Source organism: Variovorax sp. N23 (genome assembly GCF_025486315.1).
Taxonomy (GTDB): domain Bacteria; phylum Pseudomonadota; class Gammaproteobacteria; order Burkholderiales; family Burkholderiaceae_C; genus Variovorax.
On the sequence record NZ_JAOOPY010000013.1, the window covers coordinates 39,310 to 64,867 of the forward strand.

The following is a 25,558-nucleotide window of genomic DNA, read 5'->3' on the forward strand; positions in this document are numbered from 1 at the left end:
CATGACCCACGACGTGCGTACCACTGCCCGCAGATTTGTCGCCGCGACCAGCCGCGAGGCCCTGCGACTCGTTCGCGAGGCCCTCGGCACCGAGGCCATCGTGCTGACCAACCGCGCTTGCGCCGATGGCGTGGAGATCGTGGCGATGGCGGAAGGCGACGTGAACGCCGCCGTCGCGCAGGTCTCGCTGCCCGCGTCGCAGGCGGTGCCGGTCCATGCCGCGCCGATGGCCGTCCCGACACCGGCACCGCAGCCGCTGCGCGCGATGGCGGCGCCAGTGACACCCGTTGCCGTGATGGCGCCCGTCGCCGCGGCGGCGCCGGTGGCCCCGGTTGCACCCGTTGCCGTCGCCCCCGCCGCAGCCCCTGCCGACGACTCCGTGCTGAACGAACTGCATTCGATGCGCGGCATGCTCGAAGAGCAGCTCGCCAGCGTGGTCTGGAACGACAAGCAGCGCCGCGACCCGGTGCGCGGCCGCGTGCTGCGCACGCTGCTCGGCGCCGGTTTCTCGGCGCGGCTGTCGCGGGCGATGCTCGAGAAGATGCCGGCCGGCCAGAGCTATGCCGAAGGGATGGCCTACGCCCGCGCCGAGCTGATCCGTGCGGTGCCGGTGCATGAAGACGAAGACGCGCTGTTCCGCCAGGGCGGCGTGTATGCGCTGATGGGGCCGACGGGCGTCGGCAAGACCACCACCACCGCCAAGCTCGCGTCGCGCTGCGTCATGCGCTTCGGCGCCGACAAGGTGGCGCTGGTCACCACCGACAGTTACCGGATCGGCGCCTACGAGCAGCTGCGCATCTACGGCCAGCTCCTCGACGTGCCGGTGTACGCCGTGAAGGACAGCGCCGACCTCCACCTGGTGCTGCAGGACCTGCGCGACAAGCACCTGGTGCTGATCGACACCGTGGGCATGAGCCAGCGCGACCGCGCCGTGTCCGACCAGATCGCGATGCTCTGCACCAGCCACCGGCCGGTCAAGCGCCTGCTGCTGCTCAACGCCACCAGCCATGGCGACACCCTCAACGAAGTGGTGCATGCCTACCGCAACGGCAACGGCGGCAACGAGCTGGCCGGCTGCATCTTCACCAAGGTCGACGAGTCCACCCACCCGGGCGCGCTGATCGACACCGTGATCCGCCACCGCCTGCCGGTGCACTACATCTCCTGCGGCCAGAAGGTGCCGGAGAACCTGATGCCGGCCGACCGCGCCCAGCTGATCGACAGCGTGTTCCAGCCGCGCCGCCACAGCCCGCTGTTCGTGCCGCCGGAAGTGGAGAGCAGCGAGGAGTCCGGTGCGCCCTCGGCGCAGACCGTGCAGGCCCAGGCCGAAGCCGACCGCCTGCGCTCGCAGTACCACAACCTCATTCGCGCCATGGCGCACGACGCGCAGGAACTCGCGACCGCCGCCGGCGCGCTGGCCGGCGCGCAGATCGGCTTCGAGCGGGCCCGTGGCCTGTGGCGCCAGGCCGGCGACGAAGGCGCGGCCCAGCGCACCGTGATGGACGACCTGCTGGTGCACGCCCGCAGCGAAGTCGCTGCCGGTTGCCGCGGCCATGTGCTGGCGCTGAGCAGCCAGGTCGGCCTGCGCTCCGAAGGCGACGACGCCTACGAATGCCATACCAGCTTGCTGCTGTCCGACCGCACCGGCCAGCCGCTGGCCGCGCCGAACGGCTGGCTGTCGACCGCCGGTGCCGATGCGGTGCGCCGCCCCGGCCTGCGCCAGGTGCAGTGGCTGCGCCAGCAGGACTTCGGCAAGTCGCTGGTGCATGTGCTCACCAAGCTGCCCACGGCCGAGACGATGCTGCAGTGGCAGGCGCAGGGCCAGCGCTGGCTGGCGCGCGCCGTCGCCTCCACCGCCGTGACCGACACCGCGACCGGCGCCGGCCGCACGCTCGCGCGGCTTGAGCATCGTTTCGACGACCCCCGCACGGTGCAGTTCGGCGGTCGTCCGGCGCTGCAATCCCAGGCCGAGTGCGAGGTGCTGCTGCGCTTCAACGCCGCCGCCGCGGCATCGGGCCTGACCCGCGCTGACATGCCGACGCTGCGCTGCGTGGTCACGCGCATCGTCGACGCGCGCAGCGGCAAGCTGCTGCAGCAGAGCTATGCGTTGTCGAACCTCGGCAGCGACGTGAGCGGCGCGCAGCTGGCGCAATGGCAGGCCTGGGCCAGCGAGAACGAGCCGTGCTTCCGCCTGATCCGCCAGGGCGTTCAGCTCGTCGGCGGCCTGGGCGAACTGGGTGACCCGCACATGATGAAGCGGGTGCTGATCGCCGGCCAGATGACGACCACCGTGTGGCGCCTGCTGCGTGCCGACGGCGAGTGGGCCGACCGCACGCGCCTGCTGCTCAACCAGTTGAGCGGCCGGCCGGCGCGCGCCGGCCGGCCGCTGACGGGCAACGCGCTGTACGCGGGCATGGGCAAGTTGTTCCTGCTGCTCGAAGCGCTGGGAACGGAGTCCACGGCGCCGACGCAGACGTCGAAGCCACTGGAACAGCTGGGATGACGGGGATGACGGGGACGAGGACACGGGCATGAGCAAGCAGGTCGCAGACCAGGCCGACGGATTGAGGCGCCTGCTGGCGCCGGCGCCGACGCGGGTGATCGCCGTGGCCGGCATGGCGCGGGGCGCCGGGGCCACGACGACCACGATGAACATCGCCGCCGCGCTGGTGCTCCAGGGCAAGAACGTGCTGCTGCTGGACCAGCATGCGGCGCGCGCGGGCTCGGTCTGCGCACAGTGGGCGATCGATGCGCTGGGCACCTGGACCGACGTGGCCCAGCACCGCCTGCGCTGCGCCGGCGCGGCGGTGGCCACCGGCTCCGGCGTGCATGTACTGCCGGCGCCGCCCGACCCCGCCGTGGCCACCTCCGACCCGCGCGAGTTCTACCCGAGCGGCGCGATCCTGATCGACGCGGCGATCGACGACGAAGGCCGGCTGCTGCCCCTGGCGCAGATGGCCGACGAGCTGGTGCTGGTGCTCCAGCCCACGCCCAGCGCCGTGACCGCCGCCTACGCCGGCATCAAGCGGCTGCACTACGCGCATGCGCTGAAGCAGGCGCGGCTGATCTTCAATGGCGTGCGCGATGCCGACGCGGCCCAGCAGATGCTCACCAACCTCGTGAACACCGGCAGCCGGCACCTGGCCGTGTCGCTGCAGGACGGCGGTCTGGTGCGCGCCGACCCGCACCAGGCCGACGCGCGGCGCCTGTACCAGACCGTGGTCGAGGCCTTCGGGACCAGTCCCGCCGCCGTCGATTTCCGGCGCATCGCCGACGAGCTGTGGCGCTCGCCATGGCGCTCCAAGGTGCTGCGATCGCGCGCGGCCGAACAGGGCCACCGCATCGTCGACGGCGCCATCGACGCGGCGCATGCCGCTTCCCATCCCGCTGCTGCCTTCCAGGGCTGCAGCTTCTGAAACCCATCGAAAGGCCACGCGTGTACACCGCACAGGGAACCATGGAAAAGTCCCACCTGCTGGCACAGCACCAGCCGCTGGTCAGGCGCATCGCGCTGCAGATGCTGGCCAAGCTGCCGGCCAGCGTCGAACTCGACGACCTGATCCAGGCCGGCATGATCGGCCTGCTCGATGCGTCGAGCCGCTACGAAGACGGCAAGGGCGCCCAGTTCGAGACCTTCGTGAGCCAGCGCATCCGCGGCGCCATGCTCGACGAGCTGCGCGCGAGCGACTGGGGCTCGCGCGGGCTGCGCCAGTCGGCACGCGCCGTCGAGAAGGCGATCCATAAGCTGGAGCATGTCCTCGGGCGTCCGCCGACCGAAGGCGAGATCGCCAAGGAAATGAAGATGGAGCTGAGCGACTACCAGTCGCTGCTGCAGGACGTGCAGGGCTGCCAGCTGCTCTACGTCGAAGACTTCGCCAAGGGCGAGGCGGAGAACCCGTTCATCGACATGCATGCGCAGGCGGCGAGCCATGATCGTGGCGGCAGCAACGACCCGCTCGCGCAACTGCTGGAAAGCGGCTTCCGCCATCAGCTGATCGATGCGATTTCCACGCTGCCCGAGCGCGACCAGCTGCTGCTGAACCTGTACTACGAGGAAGAGCTGAACCTGCGCGAGATCGGTGCCATTCTCGAAGTGAGCCAGTCGCGCGTGTGCCAGCTGCACAGCCAGGCGATCAGCCGGCTGCGCGCGCGCCTCAAGGACGAGCTGAAGGACGACTGATGCCTCAGGCTCGGGCCGCGTGCCAGTCGATGACCGGCAGCGCCTCGACCTGCGGTCGCGCGAACAGGTAGCCCTGAAACAGCTCGACCCCGAAGCCGCGCAGCACCTTCAGCTCGTCGCGCGTCTCCACGCCTTCGGCCACGACGCGGATGCCCAGCTCGCTGCAGATGCCCACCAGCCCGCGCACGATGGTGCGGCGCACGCGGTCGGTGTGGATGTCGCGCACCAGGTGCATGTCGATCTTCACCACGTCCGGCTGGAACATCGCGAGCAGTTCGATGCCGGCGAAGCCCGCGCCGAAATCGTCGATGGCCGAGGTGAGGCCGCGGGGCTTGTAGGCGCGCAGCACGTCGGTGAGGTGGGGCACGTTGGCGATCTGCTCGCCTTCGGTCACCTCGAACATCAGGCGGTCGATGGGGAAGTTGCTGCGCTCGGCGGCCAGCACGGTCTGCGAGGCATAGTCTTCCGGCCGGGCCAGCGCATTGGGCAGCATGTTCAGGCTCAGACGCGACGCCATGCCGAGCGAGCCGGCGAGCGCGATCGCCTTGCCGCGGCAGGCCTGGTCGAAGGCATAGCGTCGCGCGGGATGCAGGCCGCGAAAGAGCGCGGCCACGCAGGGGCTGCCCGGTGAGCGCACCAGCGCCTCGTGGGCGAAGACCTCGTGACGCACCACGTCCACGATCGGCTGGAACGCCATCGTGAAGGGGCTGAAGGCCGGCGCACCGCCGGTGCCGAACATTGGGTTTGTTTCCATCGCATCGATACCCGCATGGCTGCATTGAAAAGCCGCCCGCGATGCCATGGCCGGCGCTCGAGCGCGGCCACTGCCGACGGGCTCATCAGGCTTATCGGCGCCGGGTGGAGAAACTGAAGGGCGTGCCGTGCCCCGGCGCTCACATGGCGCGGAACAGGTGGGCGTAGAGCCGGCTGACGGGGATGGTCTCGCGGCGGCTGCGGAGTGTGAGCGACAGCTTGCCTGCGTCGTCGCGGTGCACCGATTCGATCGCGCGGCTGCGCACGACCGCCGCGCGATGCACCTGCCAGAACACGGTGGCATCGAGCTGCGGCAGCAGCGCCTTCAGCGGCGTGCGGATGAGGTATTCGTCGGTGGCGGTGAGCACGCGGACGTATTTGTCGGCCGCCTCGAAGACCTGCACGTCGTCGATCGACACCATGTGCACCGTGGCGCCGGATGTGCCGGCCTTGCCCGCCGCGATGAATTTCAGCGGGACGCTGGTGTCGGTGGCGCCCACCGTGCCGCCGGCCACGCTCAGCAGCTTGCGCCATTGGGCCAGCGTGCTGGCCAGAATGTCCTCGCTCGGCAGCGCGGCCGAGCGGCGCAGCGCCAGCGCCTTCTGCAGCCGCATCACGGTGCGTTGGAGCCGATCGGGCTGCACCGGCTTGAGCACGTAGTCGATGGCCTGGGCGTCGAAGGCGCGCGCCGCGTATTCGTCGTAGGCCGTGACGAACACCAGCTGCGGCAGCGGCGCCTGTTCGGTCGGCCAGGCATCGGCCAGTTCGGCCGCGGCGGCCAGGCCGTCGAGGCCGGGCATGCGTACATCGAAGAAGAGCACCTGCGGCAGCAGGCGCAGGCTCTCCCGCACGGCACTGCGGCCATCGCCGACGCTGGCGATCACCTGCAGGTCGGGCCAGGCGAGGGCGAGTTCTGCCTGCAGCGCTTGGGCCAGCAGCGGCTCGTCCTCTGCGATGAGGGCAGTGGGCTTCATGACGGCACCGGAAACCAAATGCTGGCGCAGGTGCCGCCGTCACGCAAGGGGGTCAACCGCAGGCCGGCGCCATCGCCATGAACGGTGGCGAGGCGTTCCTTGACCTGCATCAGACCGAAGCCGTCGTTCGAGGAGGGCGGGGCATCGGTGTCGATGTCGATCCCCACACCGGTGTCGCACACCTCGAGCGTCATGCGTCCGCCCGTGCGGCGCGCGCGCACCGTGATCTCGCCCCCTTCGAGCTTCGGCTCGAGGCCGTGGCGGATGCTGTTCTCCACCAGCGGCTGCAGCAGCAGCGGCGGCACCGGCAGGTCGCGCAGGTCGTCGGGCAGGTCGAGCGTGTAGCGCAGGCGGTCGCCCATGCGCACCTGCATCAGCGCGAGGTAGTCCGACAGGCGGGCGAACTCCGCCGAGAGCGGATGCGACAGCGCGCGGGAGCCGGCGAGCGTCACGCGCAGGTAGCTGTTGAGCCGGTCGAGCATCGCCACGGCACGCGGCGGGTCGAGCGTGATCAGCGCGCGCAGGTTGGCCAGCGTGTTGAAGAGCATGTGCGGCTCGAGCTGCGTCTCGAGCAGCTTGAGCTTGGCTTCGCTCGCATCGCGCTCGGCTGCGCTGATCTTGGCGGCCATGGTCGCGGCCTTGCCGCGCGCGTGGAAGTAGAAGCTGCCGATGATCCCCGCCAGGATCGTGATGGCCAGGCTCAGCCTGTTGTCGCGCGGCGTGTTCACGAAGCCGGGGGTCAGGAACAGGTCGCCGATGCGATCGCCGACCACAAAGCCGCAACCGATACCGAGGCCGGTCAGCAGCAGCCCGCGCCAGCCCTTCGGCCAGCCGTGGCCTCCCGAACTGTCGCCGTGGCAATGGCGCTCATCGAAGAAATAGCGGCCGAACTCGATCACGCCCCAGGTGACGGTGCCGACAGACACCGAGTAACCCAACTGCGTGAAGTAACTCTTGGCCGGCCAGATCAACGTGGTCAGCACCGCGATCGCGCAACAGAACGCCAGCACCTGCAGGTAGTGGCGGGCTGCGTCGATCCAGCGGATGTTCATGGTGCCAGATTCTGGACGAAGAAGCGTGTGATGGCCGCGTTGGCCAGGGGCACCGCCGCGCGGTCGAAGCCGGGCGGGTCGCTCAGCAGGCGCGCGGCCTTGGGCGGAAGGTCGGGGATCTGCGGCGACAGGATCGAGCCATGCCCGCCACCCGGCATGTCGGCCAGCAGCGTGCAGGTCTTGCAGACGGCACGCACCGCGTCGATGTGCCACTGCGGCGCGAGCCACGCATCCTTGCCGGCGCGCACCAGGCCGAGCGGAACGCGCGGCTGCGCCAGCGAGGCCATGTCGATCGGCGCCGCCATCGGCACCGCCGCGACCACGGCGGCGATGCGCGGTTCGTTCCAGCCCTGCGGCGTGGTCTCGTCGCCGAACTTCCAGTCGACCACCCACCGGCCGACAGCCAGCTTCAGCCCATCGAAAGCGCCACCGGTGAGTTCGGTCGCCAGGCCGACGCAGGTCGGAAAGTCGTCGGCGATGTGGGCGTCGCAGTGCGCCGCGAGCCGGGACGGCGACCATTGCGCGCCGGCCAGCGTCAGTGCGGTGAGGCCGCCGGCGGACATGCCGTAGTGGCCCACGCGCTGGAAGTCGAGCAGGGGCGCGAAGCGCGCATCGGCGACCATCGCATCGATGGCCTGCGACACCTCGCGCGGACGATGTTGCCAGGAGCGCGGCCCGACGGCGCTCATGTCGTGGTAGTTGTCGCCGGCATGCTCGGGCATCGCCACGGTGAAGCCGGCTTGCACCAGCGCGATGGCCAGGTCGGCCTGCGGCCAGGGCGAGCCGCCGGAGCCATGCGACATCACGACGAGCCGGCCATTGCCGCGCTGCGGTGCCGCGTCGAGCGCCGCCTCGACGACGAAGGGCCCGCGCTGCAGCCGCGCGGCGGGCGCGGCCGTGGGATAGAAGACAGTGATCGGGCCGCTCTCGGTCGGCGCGGCCAGCGTCGTGAGGCCGGTGGCGGCGACCACCGCGGCGCTCGCGAGGCCGAGCGCCGCGGCGGTCAGCAGCCGCCGCAGGCCCACGGCTACCACGGCTCCCCCCGGGTGCTCGCTGGGAGCTTCGCGCGTTCGCGCCGCACCATGCGTTCCATCAGGTCGTTGCCGGGCGCGAACACCCAGACCGAGAGCCCATGGAAGAGGAGGCCGATGCCCCAGCCGAGCAGCGGGAAGATCGCCCAGGCCCGGCCGTTGTAGAGCGACAGCGCGATCAGCCCGAAGTTCACCGCGACATAGAGGCTCGCGTGGAAGAAGAAGCCCAGCTTCGCCTTGGCGCGGCGGCGTGCCAGCTGGTCGAGTTGAAGGTCGGTGTGTTGTTGCATGGAGGACTCCGGTGGTTTCAGGCGCGCTGGGTGGGGGTGACGAGGGCCGCGTCGCGCCGCAACGCGAGCTTCCAGAGCCGCAGGCCCCGCGCCGCGAAGATGCCGCTGAAGGCGCCGTACAGCGCGCCCACGCACAGGGCGAAGACCCGGTCGTTCGGCAGCGACGGATGCATCGCGATCTGGACGGCCACGACGTACTTGGTGAAGAAGATACCCATCATCAGCACCAGCGGCACGGCCGTGCCGGCGAGATGGACGCGGCGCGCGGCCGGGTCGTAGCGTGTGCTGTCCGGCAGCGCGCGCTGCAGCACGGCGATGGCGGTCATGAGCGCGGCAACGGCCCAGCCCAGCACCGCGACCGGCTGGTGGCTGAAGACCGACAGCAGGCCGTAGATGGACAGGGCGGTCATTGCGAACGGCAGGATCGTGGCGCGCCGGAGGGCGACGTCATGCGCCACCAGCTGTCGGCCGCCCAGCCACAGCAGCAGGGCGAAGAGGGCGAACACCCAGAGAGGCGTGCCGGCGAGGATATGGATCAGCATGAGGGGCTCCTGAAAGCAAGGGTGGCGAAGGAAGCGATGGGAACGGACGCGACTGTGCCCGGAGGGTGCGGGCCGCGACAGCGCGATGCGACGAAATGCGGATCGACGGTGCCGGATGTCGGCAGCCGGGGCGAACGGCACGGACCGGCGCCGACCGGGCGCGTGCGCCGCGTCTGCCGCGGAGTTGATCTGCGTCAACGGGAGGGCGCCACGCGCCCGCAAGATCGGTCGTGTCACGCGTCCGTCCTCAGGGCGCGGCACCGCAAGGTCGTTCATGAACTACAAAACCATCCTTGTTCACCTGGACCCTTCCCCGCGCAGCGCCGCGCGCGCGGCGCTGGCGGCCCGCTGGGCCCGGGCCTTCGGAAGCCATCTGGTCGGGCTCGTGCCGACGGGCCTGTACGACGGGGTGATCCCGGTCGAGGTGATCAGCAGCGACCCGGAGGACACCGTCGCCGCATCGGACGGCTACCTGCGGCGGCGTTCGGACGCCATTGCCCGCGCGTTCAAGGACAGCATCGCCGGTGACGGCCCCCTGTCCTGCGAGGTGCGACCGAGCGACGACCCCACGGTCGATGCGCTCGTGCGGCATGGGCACACCAGCGACCTGGTGGTGCTGGGCCAGGATGGCGCCGACGACCACCGGGACACGACGCCGCACCGGCTGGTCGACCCGGTGCTCCTGGCCCTGGGCCGGCCGGTGCTGGTGCTGCCTTCGGTCGGCACGGTGAGCGATATGCCCTGCCATGCGCTGGTGGGGTGGGACGGCTCGCGCGCGGCGGCGGTCGCGCTGGGCGCGGCGATCCCTGTGCTGCGGGGCGCCGATCGGGTCACGCTGGTCTCCCTGCGCCACCCGGGCGACGTGGCGGCGCCGCCCGACTGGCAGATCCCCGAGCTTCTCGCTTTCCTGCACCGGCATGGCGTCCGGGCCGCGGCCGAGTCGGACGTCGTCGAGACCGGCCTGGCCGATGCCCTGCTGTCGCGGGTGGCCGACCGCGGCGCCGACCTGCTCGTGGTGGGCGCCTACGGCCATGGGCGGCTGCGGGAGCGCGTCCTGGGCGGCGTGACGCGGCAGCTCCTGGCGGAGATGACCGTGCCGCTTCTCATGGCGCATTGAAGGTGTCGGCCCCCCTGGCCCCGGGGCCCCCTTCCATGTCCCCCTCTTTCCCGACCGGTTTTCCGGATGCCTGGCTGATCGGCAGCGTGGCCGCCGATGTCGCCGTGGCGCCCCTCGGCGGTGCCAGCGCGATCGCGCAGCGCGCCCAGCAGCGCCTGGCCGACCTGCTCGCGCACGCGGCGCGCCATTCGCCGCTCTATCGGGAGGTGCTCGGCGGGCGCCCGGCGTCGGCGCTGCGGCTGGCCGACCTGCCGGTGATGCGCAAGGCCGACCTGATGCAGCGCTTCGACCAATGGGTGACGGACCCGGATCTCACGCTGGACGCCCTGCGCGCCTTCATGGCGGACCGCACGCGCATCGGCGAAGCCTTTCGGGGGCGGTACATCGTCTGGGAGAGTTCGGGCAGCAGCGGCGCGCCGGGCATCTTCGTGCAGGACCCGTTCGCCATGGCCGTCAACGATGCGCTGGAGGCCTTGCGGCGACCGGTCCTCGATCCGATGCGTGCCCTGGTCGATCCGATGGGGCTCGCCGACCGCATCGCGTTCGTCGGCGCCATCGACGGGCACTTCGCCAGCACCGTCTCGATCGAACGCCTGCGCCGGCTCAACCCGTACCTGGCGCCCCGGCTGCACGGCATCTCCTTCCTGCAGCCCATCGCGGCGCTGGTGGCCGAGATCGATGCCATGGCGCCGACGGTGATCGCCACCTATCCCAGCGTGGCGCTGCTGCTCGCCGAAGCGCATCGCCGGGGCCAGCTGCGCACGCGGCCGCGCGAGATCTGGACCGGCGGCGAGGACCTGTCCGGTGCGCAGCGCCGGCGCATCCGGGAGGCGTTCGATTGCGCCGTGGTCAACAGCTACGGCGCATCGGAATTTCTCTCGCTGGCCTCGGAATGCCGCCATGGCCGGCTGCACCTCAACAGCGACTGGTGCATCCTCGAGTCGGTCGATGCCGACGGTGCGGCGGTGGCCCCGGGGCACCGGGGCGCGACGACCCTGTTGACCAACCTGGCCAACCGCGTCCAGCCGCTGCTGCGCTACGACCTGGGCGACCGGGTCGTGTACGCGGCCGAGCCCTGCGCCTGCGGCTCCTGCCTGCCCGTGATCGAGATCCATGGCCGCTGCGACGACACGCTGCGGCTGGGCCGCGCCGGCACACGGCGGGTGCAGGTCACGCCGCTCGCCCTCACCACCGTGCTCGAGGAAGACGCGGGCCTGGTCGACTTCCAGCTGGTGCAGGAGGGGCCCAGCGAGCTCATGCTGTGCACTGGCCTGCAGGGGCCGGCCGCCATCGCGGCGCTGCGGCATGCGCGCCCGGTGCTGGCGGCGTTCCTCGCAGCGCAGGGCGCGACGGGGGTGCGCATCCGTTGCCGCTCGGGCGAGCCGGCGCAGCGCGGGCGCAGCGGGAAGATCCAGCGGGTGCTGCGCGCGCCGGGCGCCGCCTGAGAGGCTGCACCGTCGGCGTCAGCCGCCGGCCGGCGGGCCCGAGCGCTGCCGCTGCCTGGCCGCCTCGACGGTACGGCGGGCGGTGTCGCGGGCGGTACGCGCCGCGCTGTGAAGGGCCGCGTCGGCCTTCTGCAGGGCCTCGCGCGTGGCCTGCGCGGCCTGTTCGGCATCTTCCCGGCTCGCATCGGTGGCGCGCTGCACGGCCTCGTCGGCCGCGCGCAGGGCTTCTCTGGCCGCCTGCGCGGCGTTCCGGCTTTCCGTCTCGACGGCCCGGGCCGCTTCCCGCGTTTCATCCGCCGCACGGGCGGACGACGCGGCGGCTTTCTCCTCGAAGCGCGTGGCCGATTCCGCCGCCTTGCGGGCCGCGCGACGGATGGCCTCGGCCAACTGGCGCGAGACCCGGCCTGCCGCCGCCACGCTTCGGTCGGCGGCGGCCTTGGCGTTCCGGGCGGCGGCAGCGGCCGCGCGCTCGGCCGCCTGGGCGGCATCGGCATCGGCGGTGTCGCGCGCGGCCGGGGCGCGATGGGGCGGCGGACTGAGCTGACCCGGCGGCACCATGTCCGCGGCGAAGGCGGCGGTGCCGAGCAGGGAAGCCAGGACCAGCAGGGCGGGAACGATTTTCATGCGAGTCTCCGTGGTGGAAGAGGGGCAGGATCCCTCAGCGCGAAGGCGCCGGTATTGCGCTCGCGCAAGCGAGCACGCTTGACGCAGCGCAAGCGGCCCGCCGCCCGGTGCGCTACGCTGGGCCGATCGCAGCGGGTCCGCCGCTTGGGGACGGACATGCAGCCTGCCAACGAGGAGTGCGGTCCATGCTTCATGAAGACGGTGTCGAGATGACCGGCACGCCGGCCGCCCAGAGCGAACTGGCCCGCGTGGACGCCTGGTGGCGTGCGGCGAACTACCTGTCGGTGGGGCAGATCTACCTGCTGGACAACCCGCTCCTGCAGGAGCCGCTCGCCCTGTCCCACATCAAGCCGCGGTTGCTGGGCCATTGGGGCACGACCCCCGGGCTGAACTTCATCTACGCGCACATGAATCGCGCGATCAGGGCACGCGACCTCGATGCGATCTTCATCGCCGGGCCCGGCCATGGCGGCCCGGGCGTGCTTGCCAACAGCTGGCTCGAAGGCACGTACAGCGAGGTCTATCCCGGGGTGGGGCGCGACCTCGACGGGATGCGCCGGCTGTTCAGGCAGTTCTCGTTTCCGGGCGGCGTGTCGAGCCATGTGGGGGCGGAGACGCCCGGCTCGATCCACGAAGGCGGCGAGCTCGGCTATTCGCTGCTGCACGCCTACGGGGCCGTGTTCGACAACCCGGGGCTCATCGCCTGCTGCGTGATCGGCGACGGCGAGGCCGAGACGGCGGCACTGGCCGCGAGCTGGCACTCGAACAAGTTCCTGAACCCGGCGTGCGACGGCGCGGTGCTGCCGATCCTGCACCTCAACGGCTACAAGATCGCCGGGCCGACCGTGCTCGCGCGCATCGGCGACGAAGAGCTCACCCAGCTCATGCGCGGCCTCGGCCACGAGCCGTACTTCGTCTCTGGCGACGAACCCGCCGCCATGCACCGCGACATGGCAGCGGCGATGGATCGCGCCCTCGATGCCATCCGGGCGATCCAGGTGGAAGCGTGCGAGGACGGCTTCGACCGCCGCCGGCACTGGCCGATGATCGTGCTGCGCTCGCCCAAGGGCTGGACCGGACCGAAGACGGTGGATGGCCGCGCGATCGAGGGCACCCAGCGTGCGCACCAGGTGCCTCTATCGGGCTTCGCCGGTCAGCCGGCGCACATCGAACTGCTCGAGGCCTGGCTGCGCAGCTACCGGCCGGAGACGCTCTTCGACGCCAGCGGCACGCTGGCCCCGGAGATCGCCGCACTGGCGCCGCACGGGCTGCGGCGCATGAGCGCGAACCCGCATGCCAACGGCGGCCTGTTGCTGCGCGATCTGCGCATGCCGGACTTTCGCCGCTACGCGGTGGCCGTGCCGCAGCCGGGCGCGGCGAAGGCCGAGGCCACGCGCGTGACCGGCGCCTTCGTGCGCGATGTGATGGCCCTCAACGAGCACCAGCGCAACTTCCGGCTGATGGCGCCCGACGAAACCACCTCGAACCGGCTGGACGCGGTCTTCGAGGTGACCAAGCGCATGTCGGCGGCCGAGATCCGTCCGGGCGACGACCACATCGCGCCGAACGGCCGCGTGATGGAGGTCCTGAGCGAGCACCTGTGCCAGGGCTGGCTCGAGGGCTACCTGCTCACCGGGCGCCATGGCCTGTTCACCTGCTACGAGGCGTTCATCCCCATCATCGACTCGATGTTCAACCAGCATGCGAAGTGGTTGAAGGTGGCGGCCGGCGTGCCGTGGCGCCGGCCCATCGCGTCGCTGAACTACCTGCTCACCAGCCACGTCTGGCAGCAGGACCACAACGGCTTCAGCCATCAGGACCCGGGCTTCATCGACCATGTCGCCAGCAAGAAGGCCTCGGTCGCGCGCATCTACCTGCCGCCCGACGCGAACACGCTGCTGTCGGTGATGGACCACTGCCTGCGCAGCCGCGACCTGGTGAACGTGATCGTCATCGGCAAGCAGCCCGAGGCGCAGTGGCTGGACATGGCCGCCTCCGAGCGGCACTGCAGCGACGGCCTGGGCATCTGGCGATGGGCGAGCAGCGACGCCGGCGAGACCCCCGACGTGGTGATGGCGTGCGCGGGGGACGTGCCGACGCTGGAGACGCTGGCGGCCGTGGACCTGCTGCGCGAGCTCCTGCCGGCGCTGCGGGTGCGCGTGGTCAACGTGGTCGACCTGATGGCCCTGCAGCCGCCCTCGGCCCATCCCCACGGGATTTCGGACGCCGACTTCGATTCGATCTTCACCCGCGACAGCCCCGTCGTCTTCGCCTTCCACGGCTACCCGTGGATGATCCACCGCCTCGTCTACCGCCGCGCCGGGCACGCCAATTTCCATGTGCATGGCTACCGGGAAGAGGGCTCGACGACCACGCCCTTCGACATGACGGTGCTCAACCGCCTGGACCGCTTCCATCTGGCCGCCGATGCGATCGACCAGGTGCCGCGCCTGCGCGACGCGGCTGGCCATGTCCGGCAGATCCTGCGCGATCGCCTCCTCATGCATCGTGCGTGGATCGAGGCGCACGGCGAGGACATGCCGGAGATCCTGAACTGGCGCTGGGGCGGCTGAGAGGCCGCGCCCGCGGGCCGCGTCGCGTCAGCGGCCGTGCCCCGTCATGGCGACGCCGGGCCCGCCGGCGCCGGCGACCAGGGCGGGCGCTCCGTGCGTTCGGTCTCGACGACGATGACCCAGCGCCCCGCATCCGCCAGGGGCGTGCGGTCGGGGGCGAGCACCCATGAGGCAGCGCCATCCGTCACGTTCAGGTAGTCCGCGTCGAGCACGCCGAAGCGGTCGAGCAGGCGGTTCAGGCTGGCGGGAATCCGGATGCATCCCTTGGACTGCGGGCTTCCCAGCCGCGGCTCCAGCCGTTCGGCGTCGGTCGCATGCATCTGCAGGCGCATGGTGCTGATGCCGCCCGTGCCCCAGAGCCGCCGCGCCTGCTGCCAGCCCAGATCGAACACGCGCAGCCCCTTGGCGCCGTAGCCGCGGATGCCGTTCGCATTGCGCGTCCCTTCCGCACGGAAGTCCGGATTGGCCGTGCCGTGCTCGAACACGCCGAGCGGCGTCTCGAAGTGGTCGAAGGCACCGCCGCGGCCGGTCGAGACCGGCGAGGCGCCCACCAGCCATCCCGGAAAGCCCGGCGACAGCCAGTAGAGGAAGAGGGCCTGCACGTGCGGGCTGCGATCGATCACGACCACGTATTCCGCCGAGGTCAGCGAGATGCCCGCGGCCGCCAGCGCGCTGCCTGCGAGCTCGCCATAGCGTTGCACCTCGTCGGCCGGCACCGCCAGGCGGCGATCCACCTCGTCCTGGTAGCGCTGACTCAGTTCGGCCGGGCCCGCCAGGGCACTGGCCGCGGCCCACCACACCGCGCCGAGCACCAGCGCCACCCGAAGGGCATGCGAGCGGCGCCGGCCCATCAGGCGTTGCGCGGCGACAGCGTGACCGGCCGCAGCGCGGGCGCGTCGGCGCGCGCCTGGTCGACCGCCGTGCCGAAGGCCTGCAGCCGGGCGCCGTGACTGCCTTCGTCGACTTCGCGCATGGTGACCGCGGTGGCGAGGACGGGCGCACGCCCGGTCAGCTGCGCGATCTCGGCGACGGCATTGGGCGCGCCGCGGCCGCCCATCACGGAAACCACCGCCATGTCGGGCAGCGCCGCCCGCCGCTCGGCCACGAAGCTGCGCATCGGCCCGGCCAGGCGCTGGGCCCAGATCGGCGACACCAGCACCACGGCGTCGAAGCCGATCGGCGGCGGGCCGTCGTAGAGGATCTGCGGACGCCGCCGCAGGAGCGAATCGGCCACGCAGCGCACGTTGCCCCAGACGCCCCGCCGCGGCTGCGCGTCGGTGATCGACGCGAGCCGCCAGCCCTGCTGGCTGCACAGGAGTTCCGCCACCCGTCGCGAGGTGCCGCTGAGCGAATAGACGACCACCAGGACATTGCTCATCGTTGTCTCCGGTTCAGCACAGGGCGGGGGCGGGCCGGGCGGGGCCGCGATCCGTCGTCCGGCGGGTTTCGTGATGCAGGTTCATGCAGCCTCCTGAAGCAATGGCCCATCATCGCCAGCGCGCGGCACGGCGGGTTGATCCAGCGCAATGCATTTCCCGGAGGCCGGCGCCGGCCGGGCTGGACCCGTCGAGACGAGGCGAGGCGGCCGGGCACCGCAGCGTGCCTTGACCCCGGTCAAGCCGTCGACCGCGCACCGTGGGAAGCTGGTGGCCCTTGCGAAGGACACGCGATGCAGATCGAATTTTTTGGCGGCACCGGGACCGTCACCGGCTCCAAGTACCTGCTGACGCACGAGGGCCGCCGGCTGCTGGTCGACTGCGGCCTGTTCCAGGGCCTCAAGCAGCTGCGCCTTCGGAACTGGGAGCCTCTGCCCTTCGACCCGGCGTCGGTCGACGCGGTGCTGCTCACCCACGCGCACATGGACCACAGCGGCTTCCTGCCGCGCTTCATGACGCTGGGCTTCCAGGGGCCGGTGTACGCCACGGCCGCCACGCGCGACCTGTGCGGGCTGCTGCTGCCCGATTCCGGCCGCCTGCAGGAGGAAGAGGCCGAGTTCGCCAACCGACACGGCCACAGCAAGCATGCGCCAGCGCTGCCGCTCTACACCGAGGACGAGGCGCGTGCCGCGCTCAAGCGCTTCGAGACCGTGGCCTTCGACCAGGACTGGTCGCCCTGGCCCGGGTGGACGGTGCGCCTGCGCCGCGCGGGCCACATCCTGGGCGCCGCGAGCGTGCATGTCGCATGGCCGGGCGGCAGCATCCTGTTCTCCGGCGACCTCGGCCGCAGCGACGACCTCGTCATGCGCGCGCCCCAGGCACCCGAGCCGGCCGACTATGTCGTGATCGAGTCGACCTACGGCAACCGGCTGCACCCCGAGGTCGACACGCTGCGCGCGCTGGCCGAGGTGGTCAACCGCACGGCCGCGCGCGGCGGCATGCTCGTGATCCCGGCGTTCGCCGTGGGGCGGGCGCAGACGATCCTGCACGGTCTGCAACTGCTCAAGCAGGCGCGGCGCATTCCCGACATGCCGGTGTTCCTCAACAGCCCGATGGCCGCCGACGCAACGCGCATCTACCGTCGGCATCTCGACGAGCACCGGTTGAGCGCCGAGCAGTGCGCCGCGATGAGCCACGAGGCGATCATCGTCAACACCGTGGCCGAGTCGAAGCGGCTCAATGCGCTGAACTACCCGTCCATCATCGTGTCGGCCAGCGGCATGGCCACCGGCGGCCGGGTGCTGCATCACCTCAAGGCCTACGCGCCGGACGCCCGCAACACCATCCTCTTCGCCGGCTTCCAGGCCGCCGGCACGCGCGGCGCGGCACTGGTCGGCGGCGCCGACGCGGTGAAGATCCATGGCGAATACGTGCCGGTGCGCGCCGAGGTCGCCAACCTCGACACCCTGTCGGCGCACGCCGACCGCAGCCAGCTGCTGGCCTGGATCGGCCAGCTGAAGGCGCCGCGGCGGGTGTTCGTCACGCACGGCGAACCGGTGGCCGCCGATGCCCTGCGGCTGGCCATCGCCGAGCGCCACGGCTGGCCGGTGAGCGTGCCCGACTACCGCGACAGCGTCGCGCTTTGAGCGGGCACCGGTCCATGGCCTTCGACCGCCTGCCCGCCCGCCGCGCGGGCATCGATACCTATCAGCAGCCGGTGGCCTACCTGCGCGCCGACAGCGCCGTCTGCCTGGCCGAGGGCTTCGAGGCCCAGGCCCAGGTCGAGCTGATCGTGCGCGGCCGGCATGTGCTGGCGATCCTGCACCACGTCCGCAGCGACTGGCTCCGGCGCGACGAGATCGCGCTGTCGGAGGCGGCCTGGGCGATGCTCGGTGCGGCCGAGGGCGAGGACGTGGAGGTGCGGCATCCGCCGCAACTGGCGTCGCTGGCGTACCTGCGCGGCAAGGTGCACGGCATCCGCTTCGACGACGTGGCGCTGCACGCGCTGATGGCGGACGTGAGCCAGGGCCGTGTGTCGGACATCCACCTGGCTTCCTTCGTGACCGTCTGCGCCGGCGGCGGGCTGGACCTGACGGAGACGGTGGCGCTGACCCGCGCCATGGTCGACGTGGGCGAGCGCATCGACTGGGGCGTTGCGCCCGTCATGGACAAGCATTGCATCGGCGGGCTGCCCGGCAACCGCACCACCTTGCTGGTGGTGCCCATCGTCGCGGCCTGCGGCGCGGTCATGCCCAAGACCTCGTCGCGCGCCATCACCTCCGCGGCCGGCACGGCCGATGCGATGGAAACGCTCGCGCCCATCGGGTTGGACGTGGCGGCGATGCGCCGCGTCGTCGAGCGCGAAGGCGGCTGCATCGTCGGCGGCTCGGCCGCGCGCATCAGTCCGGCCGACGACATGCTGATCCGTGTCGAGCGGCCGCTGAACCTCGACAGCGAAGGCCTGCTGGTGGCGTCGATCCTGTCGAAGAAGGTGGGGGCCGGGGCGCAGCGCGTGCTGATCGACCTGCCCGTCGGCCCGCAGACGAAGGTGCGCACCGCGGCGGCGGCCGAGGCCCTGTCGCGCAGCCTGGTGGCCGTAGGGGCCGAGTTCGGGCTGCAGGTGCGCAGCGTGCTGAGCGACGGCTTCCAGCCGGTCGGCCGCGGCATCGGCCCGGCGCTGGAGGCGCTCGATGTGATGGCGGTCCTCCGGCGCGAGCCCGATGCGCCGGCGGACCTGCGCGACCGGGCGCTGGTGCTGGCCGGCCTGCTGCTCGAGATGGCCGGCAAGGCCGCGTCCGGTGCCGGCCTGGCGCTGGCGCGCAGCGTGCTGGACGACGGTCGGGCCCTGGCCAAGTTCATCGCCATCTGCGAGGCGCAGGGCGGCCTGCGGGTGCCGCCGCGGGCGCCCCATACCCATGTGCTGTGTGCCCCGGTGGCGGGGCAGGCGACGGCCATCGACACGCGCCTGGCCGCGCGCGCCGCCAAGCTCGCCGGCGCACCGCGCGACCCGTCGGCCGGTGCCGTGATGCACGTGCGCGTGGGCGAGCGCATCGCGGCCGGCCAGCCGCTCTTCACCCTGCACGCCGGCAGCGTGGGCGCGTTGCAGTACGCGCTGGGCTTCCTGCGCGCGCAACCGCCGGTGGTGCATCTCGCGGTCGACCCCTTTTCAACCCCCTAGAAAGTCAGAAATGTCCCTCTTTCATGCAGTCGCTTTCGTCGACCATCAATCCGCCCAGGTGATGCAGTTCGACGCCGAACACACGGTGGAGCAGAAGATCCACGCGCATGCGCACTACACGCGCCAGCATGGCAGCGCCGTGCGCTCGGAACATGAATTCTTCGCCGAGGTCTGCGATGCGCTCGAAGGCATCGCCGAGGTGCTCATGGCCGGCGGGCATACCGGCCTGGCCGATTTTCGCCATTACGTCGAGAAGCACCGCCCGCAGACGGCCGCGCGGATCACCGGCTACGAGGTCGTGGATCACCCGAGCGAGAAGGCGCTGGTGGCGCTGGCGCGCAAGCACTTCGCCAGGTACGACCAGATGGGCGGCACGGGCACGCCGGCCTGAGCGGCCGAGCGGCCGAGCGTCCTCAGGTCGCCGCGAGCCACTGCGCGGCGATCGACTGCGGTGACACGGGTGCAGCGGCATCGGCGACGATCGCGGCCGCGCGCTCGGAGGCGCTGAGCGCTTCGTCCGCGCCGGCCAGCTGCTCCAGTACCGTCAGGTCGGCCTCCGACGCATCCGCGCCGCCGGCCTGCCGCGCCTGGACCCTTTGCCGCAGCACGGGCAGCGCGGCGCGGCAATCGAGCACGGAAAACGGCGCGCCCATCGCGGCCGCCAGGGCGGCGAACGAGGCCCTTTCTGAATGGCGCAGAAAGGCCGCATCGACGATCACCGGCCAGCCGGCGCGCAGGGCGGTGCCGGCGATCTGCTGCAGGCGCGCATAGGTGCGGTGTGTCGTGGCCGCATCGTAGATGCCGCCGGGCACACGATCGCGGGACGACGCGCGCGCCTCGAGCCCGAACAGGCGCTTGCGCTCGACGTCGGAGCGCACGCAGATGGCGCCGGCCGTTTCGAGCACGCCTTGCGAGACGAAGCTCTTGCCCGAGCCCGGCAGTCCGTGGGTGATGGCGAGCCGCGCATCGCCGGCGGTCGACAGCGCTTCTGCGAGCGCCCCGTAGGCGGACGCATCGCAGCCGTCGACCGCCTGCACGCCCTGCCGCTCGGCCAGCGTGGTGACCTGCGCGCGCACCAGCGCGCGGCACACCATGGCAAAGCGCAGGCCGGGGAGGGCGTCGTAGTCGCCGCTGGCGGCGAGGTAGGCGTTGATGAAGCGGAAGGCGAGCGGGCGGCGGTCGTTCGCCAGCAGGTCCATGGCGAGAAAGGCGATGTCGTCGACCACGTCGATCCAGCGCAGCGCCGGGTCGAACTCGATGCCGTCGAAGGCGGTGGCCTGGCCGTCGAGTTGCAGCACATTGCCCAGGTGCAGGTCGCCGTGGCACTCGCGGACACGGCCTTCGCGCTGACGCGCGGCCCACCAGGGCGCCAGCGCCTGCAACTGCCCGGCCAGCCAGGCGCGCAGCGCCGGCGCCTGGACCGTCTCGCCCAGGCCCTGCACCACCTGCGCGTGGGCGGCGGCGGACCCGAACGCGCTGCCCGCGGGCGCCACCGCGGCGTCGCGGTGGAACGCTGCCAGCGTCTGCGCCATCGCGTCGATGTGGTGCGGCGCCAGCGTGCCGGCCCTCAGCATCTCGCGCCACAGGGCGCCATCCGGGAACCGGCGCATGCGGACCGCGACATCGAGCACCTGGCCCGGGCCGCCAAAGGTGGCGCCCTGCCCGTTGTCGCAGACCTCCACCACGTCGAGGTAGAGCGAGGGCGCCAGCCGGCGGTTCAGCCGCAGCTCCTCGTTGCAGAACCGGCGCCGCGCGGCCAGCGTCGTGGCGTCCAGAAAGGGCAGCCGCAGGGGCTTCTTCAGCTTGTAGGCGGTCGACCGGCCGAGCAGCAGCCACGAGATGTGCGTCTCGATCCGTGTCGCCGGCACGCCGTCGGCGGCGCCGAGCCCGGCCTGGAGCGCCGCGACACGGTCGCGTGCCGCGGCCAGGGGTGACGAGGGGTTCATGCAGCGCACCATACAGGCAATGCGGGGTTCGACAGCAGTGATCAGGACTTGCGCCAGCGCATGGACGGCCTGCGGCGACGGGGGCATCATGGAATCGGGGACATTGCCCGGTGGCCCCGTTCCAAGGAGCCCACGCATGAACCTGCATTCCAAATTCAGCCACGCCGGCGCCGTGATCGCTGGCGCATTTCTGGGGGCATCGCTCCTCGCGCCGGCCGCCCAGGCGCAAAGCCGGGGCGAACTGCTCTACGCGACGCACTGCATCGCGTGTCACACCACCGAGATGCACTGGCGCGACAAGAAGATGGCCACCGACTGGGTGTCGCTCACGTTCCAGGTCCGCCGCTGGCAAGAGGCTTCCGGGCTGGGCTGGAGCGAAAGCGACATCCAGGACGTGGCACGCTACCTGAACGAGACCATCTACCGCTACCCGCCCATGGTCGACTCGGTGACGCGCCTCGGCGCGCCTCCGCCGGCGCGCGCAGCGGCACCGGTTTCATCGCGCTGAGGGCCGGGCATGGCGCACCTCACCCGACGGCATTTCTCGACCCGTTGCGCCAGCGCGATGGCCCCGCCGCTGCTGCTCGGCGGATGCTCCTTCGGCAACGCAGAAGTGAGCTACACCGAGGCGGTTCAACGCACCTGGCAGCGGGATGCGCCCGTGGCCGCGGGCCGTGTGCCGCTGCTCGAGGAACTGGTGCGCTGCGCCACGCTGGCGCCGTCGAGCCACAACACCCAGTGCTGGAAGTTCGCCCTGCAGGAACAGGCCATCGCCGTGATGCCGGACCTGTCGCGCCGATGCCCGGCGGTCGATCCGGACGACCACCATCTGTTCGTGTCGCTCGGGTGCGCCACGGAGAACCTGGTGCAGGCGGCGCTGGCGCACGGGCTGAAGGCCGAGCCCGTCGTCGACACCTCGGCGGGCGGCGTGGTGAGGGTGCGACTCGACCCGACCCGGGCGGCCACCTCCGACCTGTTCGGTGCGATCTTCGAGCGGCAATGCACGCGCGCCGAATTCGACGGCCGGCCGGTGTCCAGCGACGAGCGGAAGCTGCTCGAGCGGGCCGGCACCGGCACGGGCGTCGAGGTGCTGATCCTCGACGACCCGGCGGCCATGGAGAAGATGCTGGCCTATGTCGTCGCGGCCAACACCGCGCAGATGGACGACTCGGCATTCGTCGAAGAACTCAAGCATTGGATACGGTTCGGCGACGCGGAGGCGGTCTGCACGGGTGACGGTCTGTTTGTCGGCGCGTCCGGCAATCCGTCGCTACCGCGATGGCTCGGCGAACGGCTCTTCTCCAGCTTCTTCACCGCGAAGAGCGAGAACGACAAGTATGCGAAGCAGCTTCGCAGTTCGGCTAGCATCGCCGTGTTCGTCTCCGCCGGGAACGACAGGGCGCACTGGGTGGAGGTGGGGCGCTGCTACCAGCGCTTTGCGCTGCAGGCGACGGCGCTCGGCATCCGCAATGCCTTCCTCAATCAGCCGGTCGAGGTCGCCGGCGTGCGGCCGCAGCTGGCGCATGCGCTGGGACTCGGCGCGCGGCGCCCGGATCTCGTGGTGCGCTTCGGCCGGGGCCGCGCGATGCCGCGCTCCTTGCGGCGCCCCGTCGCGACGGTGCTGACGAGCGAATGACGGATGCGCTGAAAGCGCCTGCACCCGGCGATCCGTCCGTGCAGGCGGTGGGCCAGGTGCTGCAGGCGCTCGGGGCCGATGTCGAGCACGGCTTGACCTCGCAGGAGGCCGCGCGGCGGCTGGTCGAGCACGGCCGCAACGAGCTGCGCGGCGTGCCCGCCGTGGCAACGTGGCGGCGCCTTCTGGCGCAGTTCCAGGACCCGCTGGTCTACCTGCTGCTGGCCGCCATCGGCATCGCGCTGGGCGCCTGGGCGATCGAGGGCTTCGCCGGTTGGCCGCTGGATGCGCTGGTGATCGCGGCGGTGGTGCTGCTCAACGGCGTGCTCGGCTTCGTCCAGCAGGCCAAGGCGGCGAACGCGGTGGCCGCACTGGCCCGCATGACGGCGGTGACGTCGGCCGTCGTGCGCGACGGCCACGCGCTGCGCGTTCCGAGCGTCGAGCTGGTGCCGGGCGACCTGCTGGTGCTGGGCGAAGGCGATGCCGTCGGGGCCGATGCCCGGCTGCTGGAGGCGTCGTCGTTGCGGGTGCTCGAGGCGTCGCTGACGGGCGAGAGCGAGGCCGTGCTGAAGGATGCCGCGACGCTGCCGGCGCCCGCAGCGCTCGGCGACCGGCTCGACATGGTGTTCAAGGGCACGGCCATCGCCCAGGGCACCGGCCGGGCCGTCGTCACCGCCACCGGCATGCACACCGAGCTGGGCGCCATCGCCGGGATGCTGGACGCCACCGTGGAAGCGCCGACACCGCTGGGCATCGAGGTGGCACGCATCGGGCGCATGCTGGGCATCGCGGTGCTGGCGATCGCCGCCGTGGTGGTGGCGATGATCCTGCTGATCGCCGACATCCGCACGGCGGCCGATGTGGTCGCCGTGCTGCTGCTGGGCGTGTCGCTCGCGGTGGCGGCGGTACCCGAAGGCTTGCCGGCCATCCTGTCGGTGGTGCTGGCCATGGGCGTGCAGCGCATGGCGAAGCACAACGCCATCGTCAAGAAGCTGTCGTCGGTCGAGACGCTGGGCGCCGCATCGGTGATCTGCACCGACAAGACCGGCACGCTCACGCGCGCGGAAATGACGATCGAACGCGTCGTGACTGCCTCGGGCAGCACCCGCATCACCGGCGCGGGCTATGCGCCGACGGGGCGGGTCGAGCACCAGGGCGCCGAGCTGCAAGCCGGTCCGCTGCGCGACGAGCAGACCGTGGTGCTCGCCGGCGGCAGCCTGGCCGGCGATGCGCAACTGCGCCAGGACGAGGACGGCGCCTGGCTGATCCATGGCGACCCCACCGAAGCGGCGTTTCTCGTGGCCGAACGCAAGATGGGCCTGACCGCGCACCGGGTGCAGCGCTTCGAGCGCATCGCCGCCATCCCCTTCACCTCCGAGCGCAAGATGATGTCGACGATCGAGCGCGATCACGCGCACGACGACGAGGTCGTGCTCGTCGCCAAGGGCGCGCCCGACGTGCTGCTGGCCCGCTGCACCCGGGTGCGCGTGGGCCGGGACGTGATCGCGCTCGACGCGGCGATGCGCGCGCGGATCGTGGCCGATGTCGACGCGCTGTCCGACGCCGCCCTGCGCACGCTGGCCGTCGCCTACCGGCCCCTCACGGCGCTGGAACAGGCGTCGGCGATGGACACGGTCGAGGGGCTCGATGCGCTGGAACACGAGCTGGTCTTCGTCGGCACGGTGGGCATCATCGATCCGCCCCGCGCGGAAGCGGCCGTGGCGATCCGGGAGGCGCAGCGCGCCGGCATCCGGGTCATCATGATCACCGGCGACCACCCGCGCACGGCGGCCCGCATCGCGGCCGATCTGGGCATCGTGGCGCCGGGCGCGACGGCGCTCACCGGGCTGGAACTCGACAGGCTGGACGCCGCCGCCTTCGCAGAGGCCGTGCGCCGCACCGCGGTCTTTGCGCGGGTGGCGCCCGCGCACAAGCTGCGCATCGTCGCCGCGCTGCAGGCCGACGGCAACGTCGTCGCCATGACCGGCGACGGCGTCAACGATGCGCCGGCGTTGAAGGCGGCGGACATCGGCGTCGCCATGGGCATCACGGGCACCGAGGTGAGCCGCGAAGCGGCGCGGATGATCCTGGTGGACGACAACTTCGCCACCATCGTCGAGGCCGTGCGCGAAGGGCGCGGCATCTTCGACAGCATCCGCAAGGCCCTGCGCTACCTGCTGTCGTCCAACATGGGGGAGGTGCTCACCGTGTTCCTGGGCGTGGTCGGCGCCGGCGTGCTGGGGCTGGTCGGCGCGCAGGGGGCCGTGGTGCTGCCGCTGCTCGCGACGCAGATCCTCTGGATCAACCTCGTCACCGACTCCGGACCGGCGCTGGCCATGGGCGTCGACCCGCCGACGGACGACGTGATGGCCCGCAACCCGCGCGGCCGCAGCGAGCGCGTGATCGACGCGCGCATGTGGTCGGGCGTGCTCCAGATCGGGCTGGTGATGGCGCTGGCGACCCTGCTGACCATCGACATCCTCCTGCCTGGCGGAATGATCGAAGGCCGCCATGACCTGGCCACGGCCCGCACCGCCGGCTTCACGGCGCTGGTGCTGGCGCAGTTGTTCAACTGCTTCAACGCGCGCTCCGACCGTCGAAGCGCCTTCTCGCACCTGTTCGTCAACCGCTGGCTCTGGGCCGCGATTGCACTGTCGGTCGCGCTGCAGGTGGCGGTGGTCCACCTCGGGTTCCTCAATCTCGCGTTCGGCACCGTGCCGCTCGCGCTCGACCAGTGGCTGCTGTGCGCCGCGATGGCGAGCCTGGTTCTCTGGTACAGCGAACTGCGCAAGCTGGTGATCCGCCGGGTGCGCGTGAAATGAAACCCACCCCCGAGGCGCCTGC

At 71.5% G+C, this 25,558-nt stretch carries 22 protein-coding genes; 12 read left to right on the plus strand and 10 right to left on the minus strand.

All coding sequences use genetic code 11. From position 1 onward, the window contains the following. Position 1 precedes the first annotated feature (1 nt). Genes flhF through N8A90_RS18560 form a run of 3 tightly spaced genes read left to right on the plus strand, consistent with a single transcriptional unit; the run spans position 2 to position 4,180 of the window. Complete coding sequence (gene flhF, locus N8A90_RS18550; RefSeq protein WP_262076489.1) at positions 2 to 2,503, plus strand: flagellar biosynthesis protein FlhF; 2,502 nt, start codon at positions 2 to 4, stop codon at positions 2,501 to 2,503. Positions 2,504 to 2,531: 28 nt separating this feature from the next. Continuing rightward, positions 2,532 to 3,416, plus strand: a complete 885-nt coding sequence (locus N8A90_RS18555) for a MinD/ParA family protein (RefSeq protein ID WP_262076490.1) — start codon at positions 2,532 to 2,534, stop codon at positions 3,414 to 3,416. Between the two features lie 41 nt (positions 3,417 to 3,457). Beyond that, positions 3,458 to 4,180 (plus strand): RNA polymerase sigma factor FliA, encoded by a 723-nt coding sequence (locus tag N8A90_RS18560; protein ID WP_410087703.1) that lies wholly within the window; start codon positions 3,458 to 3,460, stop codon positions 4,178 to 4,180. A 4-nt stretch (positions 4,181 to 4,184) separates the two neighbouring features. Here the strand turns inward: N8A90_RS18560 and N8A90_RS18565 are convergent, their stop codons facing one another. The 6 genes from N8A90_RS18565 to N8A90_RS18590 form a co-directional block, all read right to left on the minus strand. Further along, positions 4,185 to 4,934 (minus strand): EAL domain-containing protein, encoded by a 750-nt coding sequence (locus N8A90_RS18565; protein ID WP_262076492.1) that lies wholly within the window; start codon positions 4,932 to 4,934, stop codon positions 4,185 to 4,187. A gap of 139 nt (positions 4,935 to 5,073) precedes the next feature. After that, complete coding sequence (locus tag N8A90_RS18570) at positions 5,074 to 5,907, minus strand: LytR/AlgR family response regulator transcription factor (RefSeq protein WP_262076493.1); 834 nt, start codon at positions 5,905 to 5,907, stop codon at positions 5,074 to 5,076. Continuing rightward, positions 5,904 to 6,959 carry a sensor histidine kinase gene (locus tag N8A90_RS18575; RefSeq protein ID WP_262076494.1) on the minus strand — a complete coding sequence of 352 codons (1,056 nt, stop codon included), beginning with the start codon at positions 6,957 to 6,959 and terminating at the stop codon, positions 5,904 to 5,906. The genes N8A90_RS18570 and N8A90_RS18575 overlap by 4 nt, the downstream gene beginning before the upstream one ends. Continuing rightward, the gene (locus tag N8A90_RS18580; protein ID WP_262076495.1) at positions 6,956 to 7,993 is read right to left on the minus strand and encodes an alpha/beta hydrolase family protein; all 1,038 of its coding nucleotides are present in this window, start codon (positions 7,991 to 7,993) and stop codon (positions 6,956 to 6,958) included. Before N8A90_RS18580 ends, N8A90_RS18575 begins: the two co-directional genes overlap by 4 nt. After that, on the minus strand, positions 7,987 to 8,280 hold the full coding sequence (locus tag N8A90_RS18585; RefSeq protein ID WP_262076496.1) for a 2TM domain-containing protein: 294 nt from the start codon (positions 8,278 to 8,280) through the stop codon (positions 7,987 to 7,989). The genes N8A90_RS18580 and N8A90_RS18585 overlap by 7 nt, the downstream gene beginning before the upstream one ends. A 17-nt stretch (positions 8,281 to 8,297) precedes the next feature. Then, complete coding sequence (locus tag N8A90_RS18590) at positions 8,298 to 8,822, minus strand: DUF6622 family protein (protein WP_262076497.1); 525 nt, start codon at positions 8,820 to 8,822, stop codon at positions 8,298 to 8,300. A gap of 274 nt (positions 8,823 to 9,096) precedes the next feature. Here N8A90_RS18590 and N8A90_RS18595 point away from each other — a divergent pair, with 274 nt between their 5' ends. Both N8A90_RS18595 and N8A90_RS18600 read left to right on the plus strand, forming a co-directional pair. After that, positions 9,097 to 9,939 carry a universal stress protein gene (locus N8A90_RS18595; protein WP_262076498.1) on the plus strand — a complete coding sequence of 281 codons (843 nt, stop codon included), beginning with the start codon at positions 9,097 to 9,099 and terminating at the stop codon, positions 9,937 to 9,939. A 35-nt stretch (positions 9,940 to 9,974) separates the two neighbouring features. Beyond that, on the plus strand, positions 9,975 to 11,384 hold the full coding sequence (locus tag N8A90_RS18600; RefSeq protein ID WP_262076499.1) for a phenylacetate--CoA ligase family protein: 1,410 nt from the start codon (positions 9,975 to 9,977) through the stop codon (positions 11,382 to 11,384). Positions 11,385 to 11,402: 18 nt separating this feature from the next. Here N8A90_RS18600 and N8A90_RS18605 read toward each other — a convergent pair whose 3' ends face one another. Further along, complete coding sequence (locus tag N8A90_RS18605; protein WP_262076500.1) at positions 11,403 to 12,008, minus strand: hypothetical protein; 606 nt, start codon at positions 12,006 to 12,008, stop codon at positions 11,403 to 11,405. A 185-nt stretch (positions 12,009 to 12,193) separates the two neighbouring features. Between N8A90_RS18605 and N8A90_RS18610 the strand changes: the two genes are divergently transcribed. Continuing rightward, positions 12,194 to 14,581, plus strand: coding sequence for a phosphoketolase (locus tag N8A90_RS18610; protein ID WP_410087704.1), 2,388 nt, complete (start codon positions 12,194 to 12,196; stop codon positions 14,579 to 14,581). Positions 14,582 to 14,625: 44 nt separating this feature from the next. Here N8A90_RS18610 and N8A90_RS18615 read toward each other — a convergent pair whose 3' ends face one another. Beyond that, positions 14,626 to 15,432: a L,D-transpeptidase gene (locus tag N8A90_RS18615; RefSeq protein ID WP_262076501.1), complete on the minus strand. Its 807-nt coding sequence runs from the start codon at positions 15,430 to 15,432 to the stop codon at positions 14,626 to 14,628. Further along, complete coding sequence (locus N8A90_RS18620; protein WP_262076503.1) at positions 15,432 to 15,959, minus strand: flavodoxin; 528 nt, start codon at positions 15,957 to 15,959, stop codon at positions 15,432 to 15,434. Before N8A90_RS18620 ends, N8A90_RS18615 begins: the two co-directional genes overlap by 1 nt. A 291-nt stretch (positions 15,960 to 16,250) precedes the next feature. Between N8A90_RS18620 and N8A90_RS18625 the strand changes: the two genes are divergently transcribed. The 3 genes from N8A90_RS18625 to N8A90_RS18635 are packed head-to-tail and all read left to right on the plus strand — an operon-like array spanning position 16,251 to position 19,526. Then, a complete protein-coding gene (locus N8A90_RS18625; protein ID WP_262076504.1) occupies positions 16,251 to 17,603 on the plus strand; it encodes an MBL fold metallo-hydrolase RNA specificity domain-containing protein in 1,353 nt (450 codons plus the stop codon). 14 nt (positions 17,604 to 17,617) lie between these two features. Beyond that, complete coding sequence (locus N8A90_RS18630) at positions 17,618 to 19,135, plus strand: thymidine phosphorylase family protein (protein WP_262076506.1); 1,518 nt, start codon at positions 17,618 to 17,620, stop codon at positions 19,133 to 19,135. Between the two features lie 10 nt (positions 19,136 to 19,145). Then, positions 19,146 to 19,526 (plus strand): hypothetical protein, encoded by a 381-nt coding sequence (locus N8A90_RS18635; protein ID WP_262076507.1) that lies wholly within the window; start codon positions 19,146 to 19,148, stop codon positions 19,524 to 19,526. Positions 19,527 to 19,548: 22 nt separating this feature from the next. On the opposite strand, the gene N8A90_RS18640 is transcribed toward N8A90_RS18635, so the two are convergent. After that, entirely contained in the window at positions 19,549 to 21,081 is a 1,533-nt protein-coding gene (locus N8A90_RS18640) for an AAA family ATPase (protein WP_262076508.1), read from the minus strand. Between the two features lie 136 nt (positions 21,082 to 21,217). Here N8A90_RS18640 and N8A90_RS18645 point away from each other — a divergent pair, with 136 nt between their 5' ends. From N8A90_RS18645 to N8A90_RS18655, 3 genes are read left to right on the plus strand one after another with little or no spacing between them, the layout of a single operon-like run. Next, a complete protein-coding gene (locus N8A90_RS18645; protein ID WP_262076509.1) occupies positions 21,218 to 21,589 on the plus strand; it encodes a cytochrome c in 372 nt (123 codons plus the stop codon). A 9-nt stretch (positions 21,590 to 21,598) separates the two neighbouring features. Then, a complete protein-coding gene (locus N8A90_RS18650; protein WP_262076510.1) occupies positions 21,599 to 22,717 on the plus strand; it encodes an Acg family FMN-binding oxidoreductase in 1,119 nt (372 codons plus the stop codon). Then, the gene (locus tag N8A90_RS18655) at positions 22,714 to 25,536 is read left to right on the plus strand and encodes a cation-translocating P-type ATPase (protein ID WP_262076511.1); all 2,823 of its coding nucleotides are present in this window, start codon (positions 22,714 to 22,716) and stop codon (positions 25,534 to 25,536) included. Before N8A90_RS18650 ends, N8A90_RS18655 begins: the two co-directional genes overlap by 4 nt. Positions 25,537 to 25,558 lie beyond the last annotated feature (22 nt).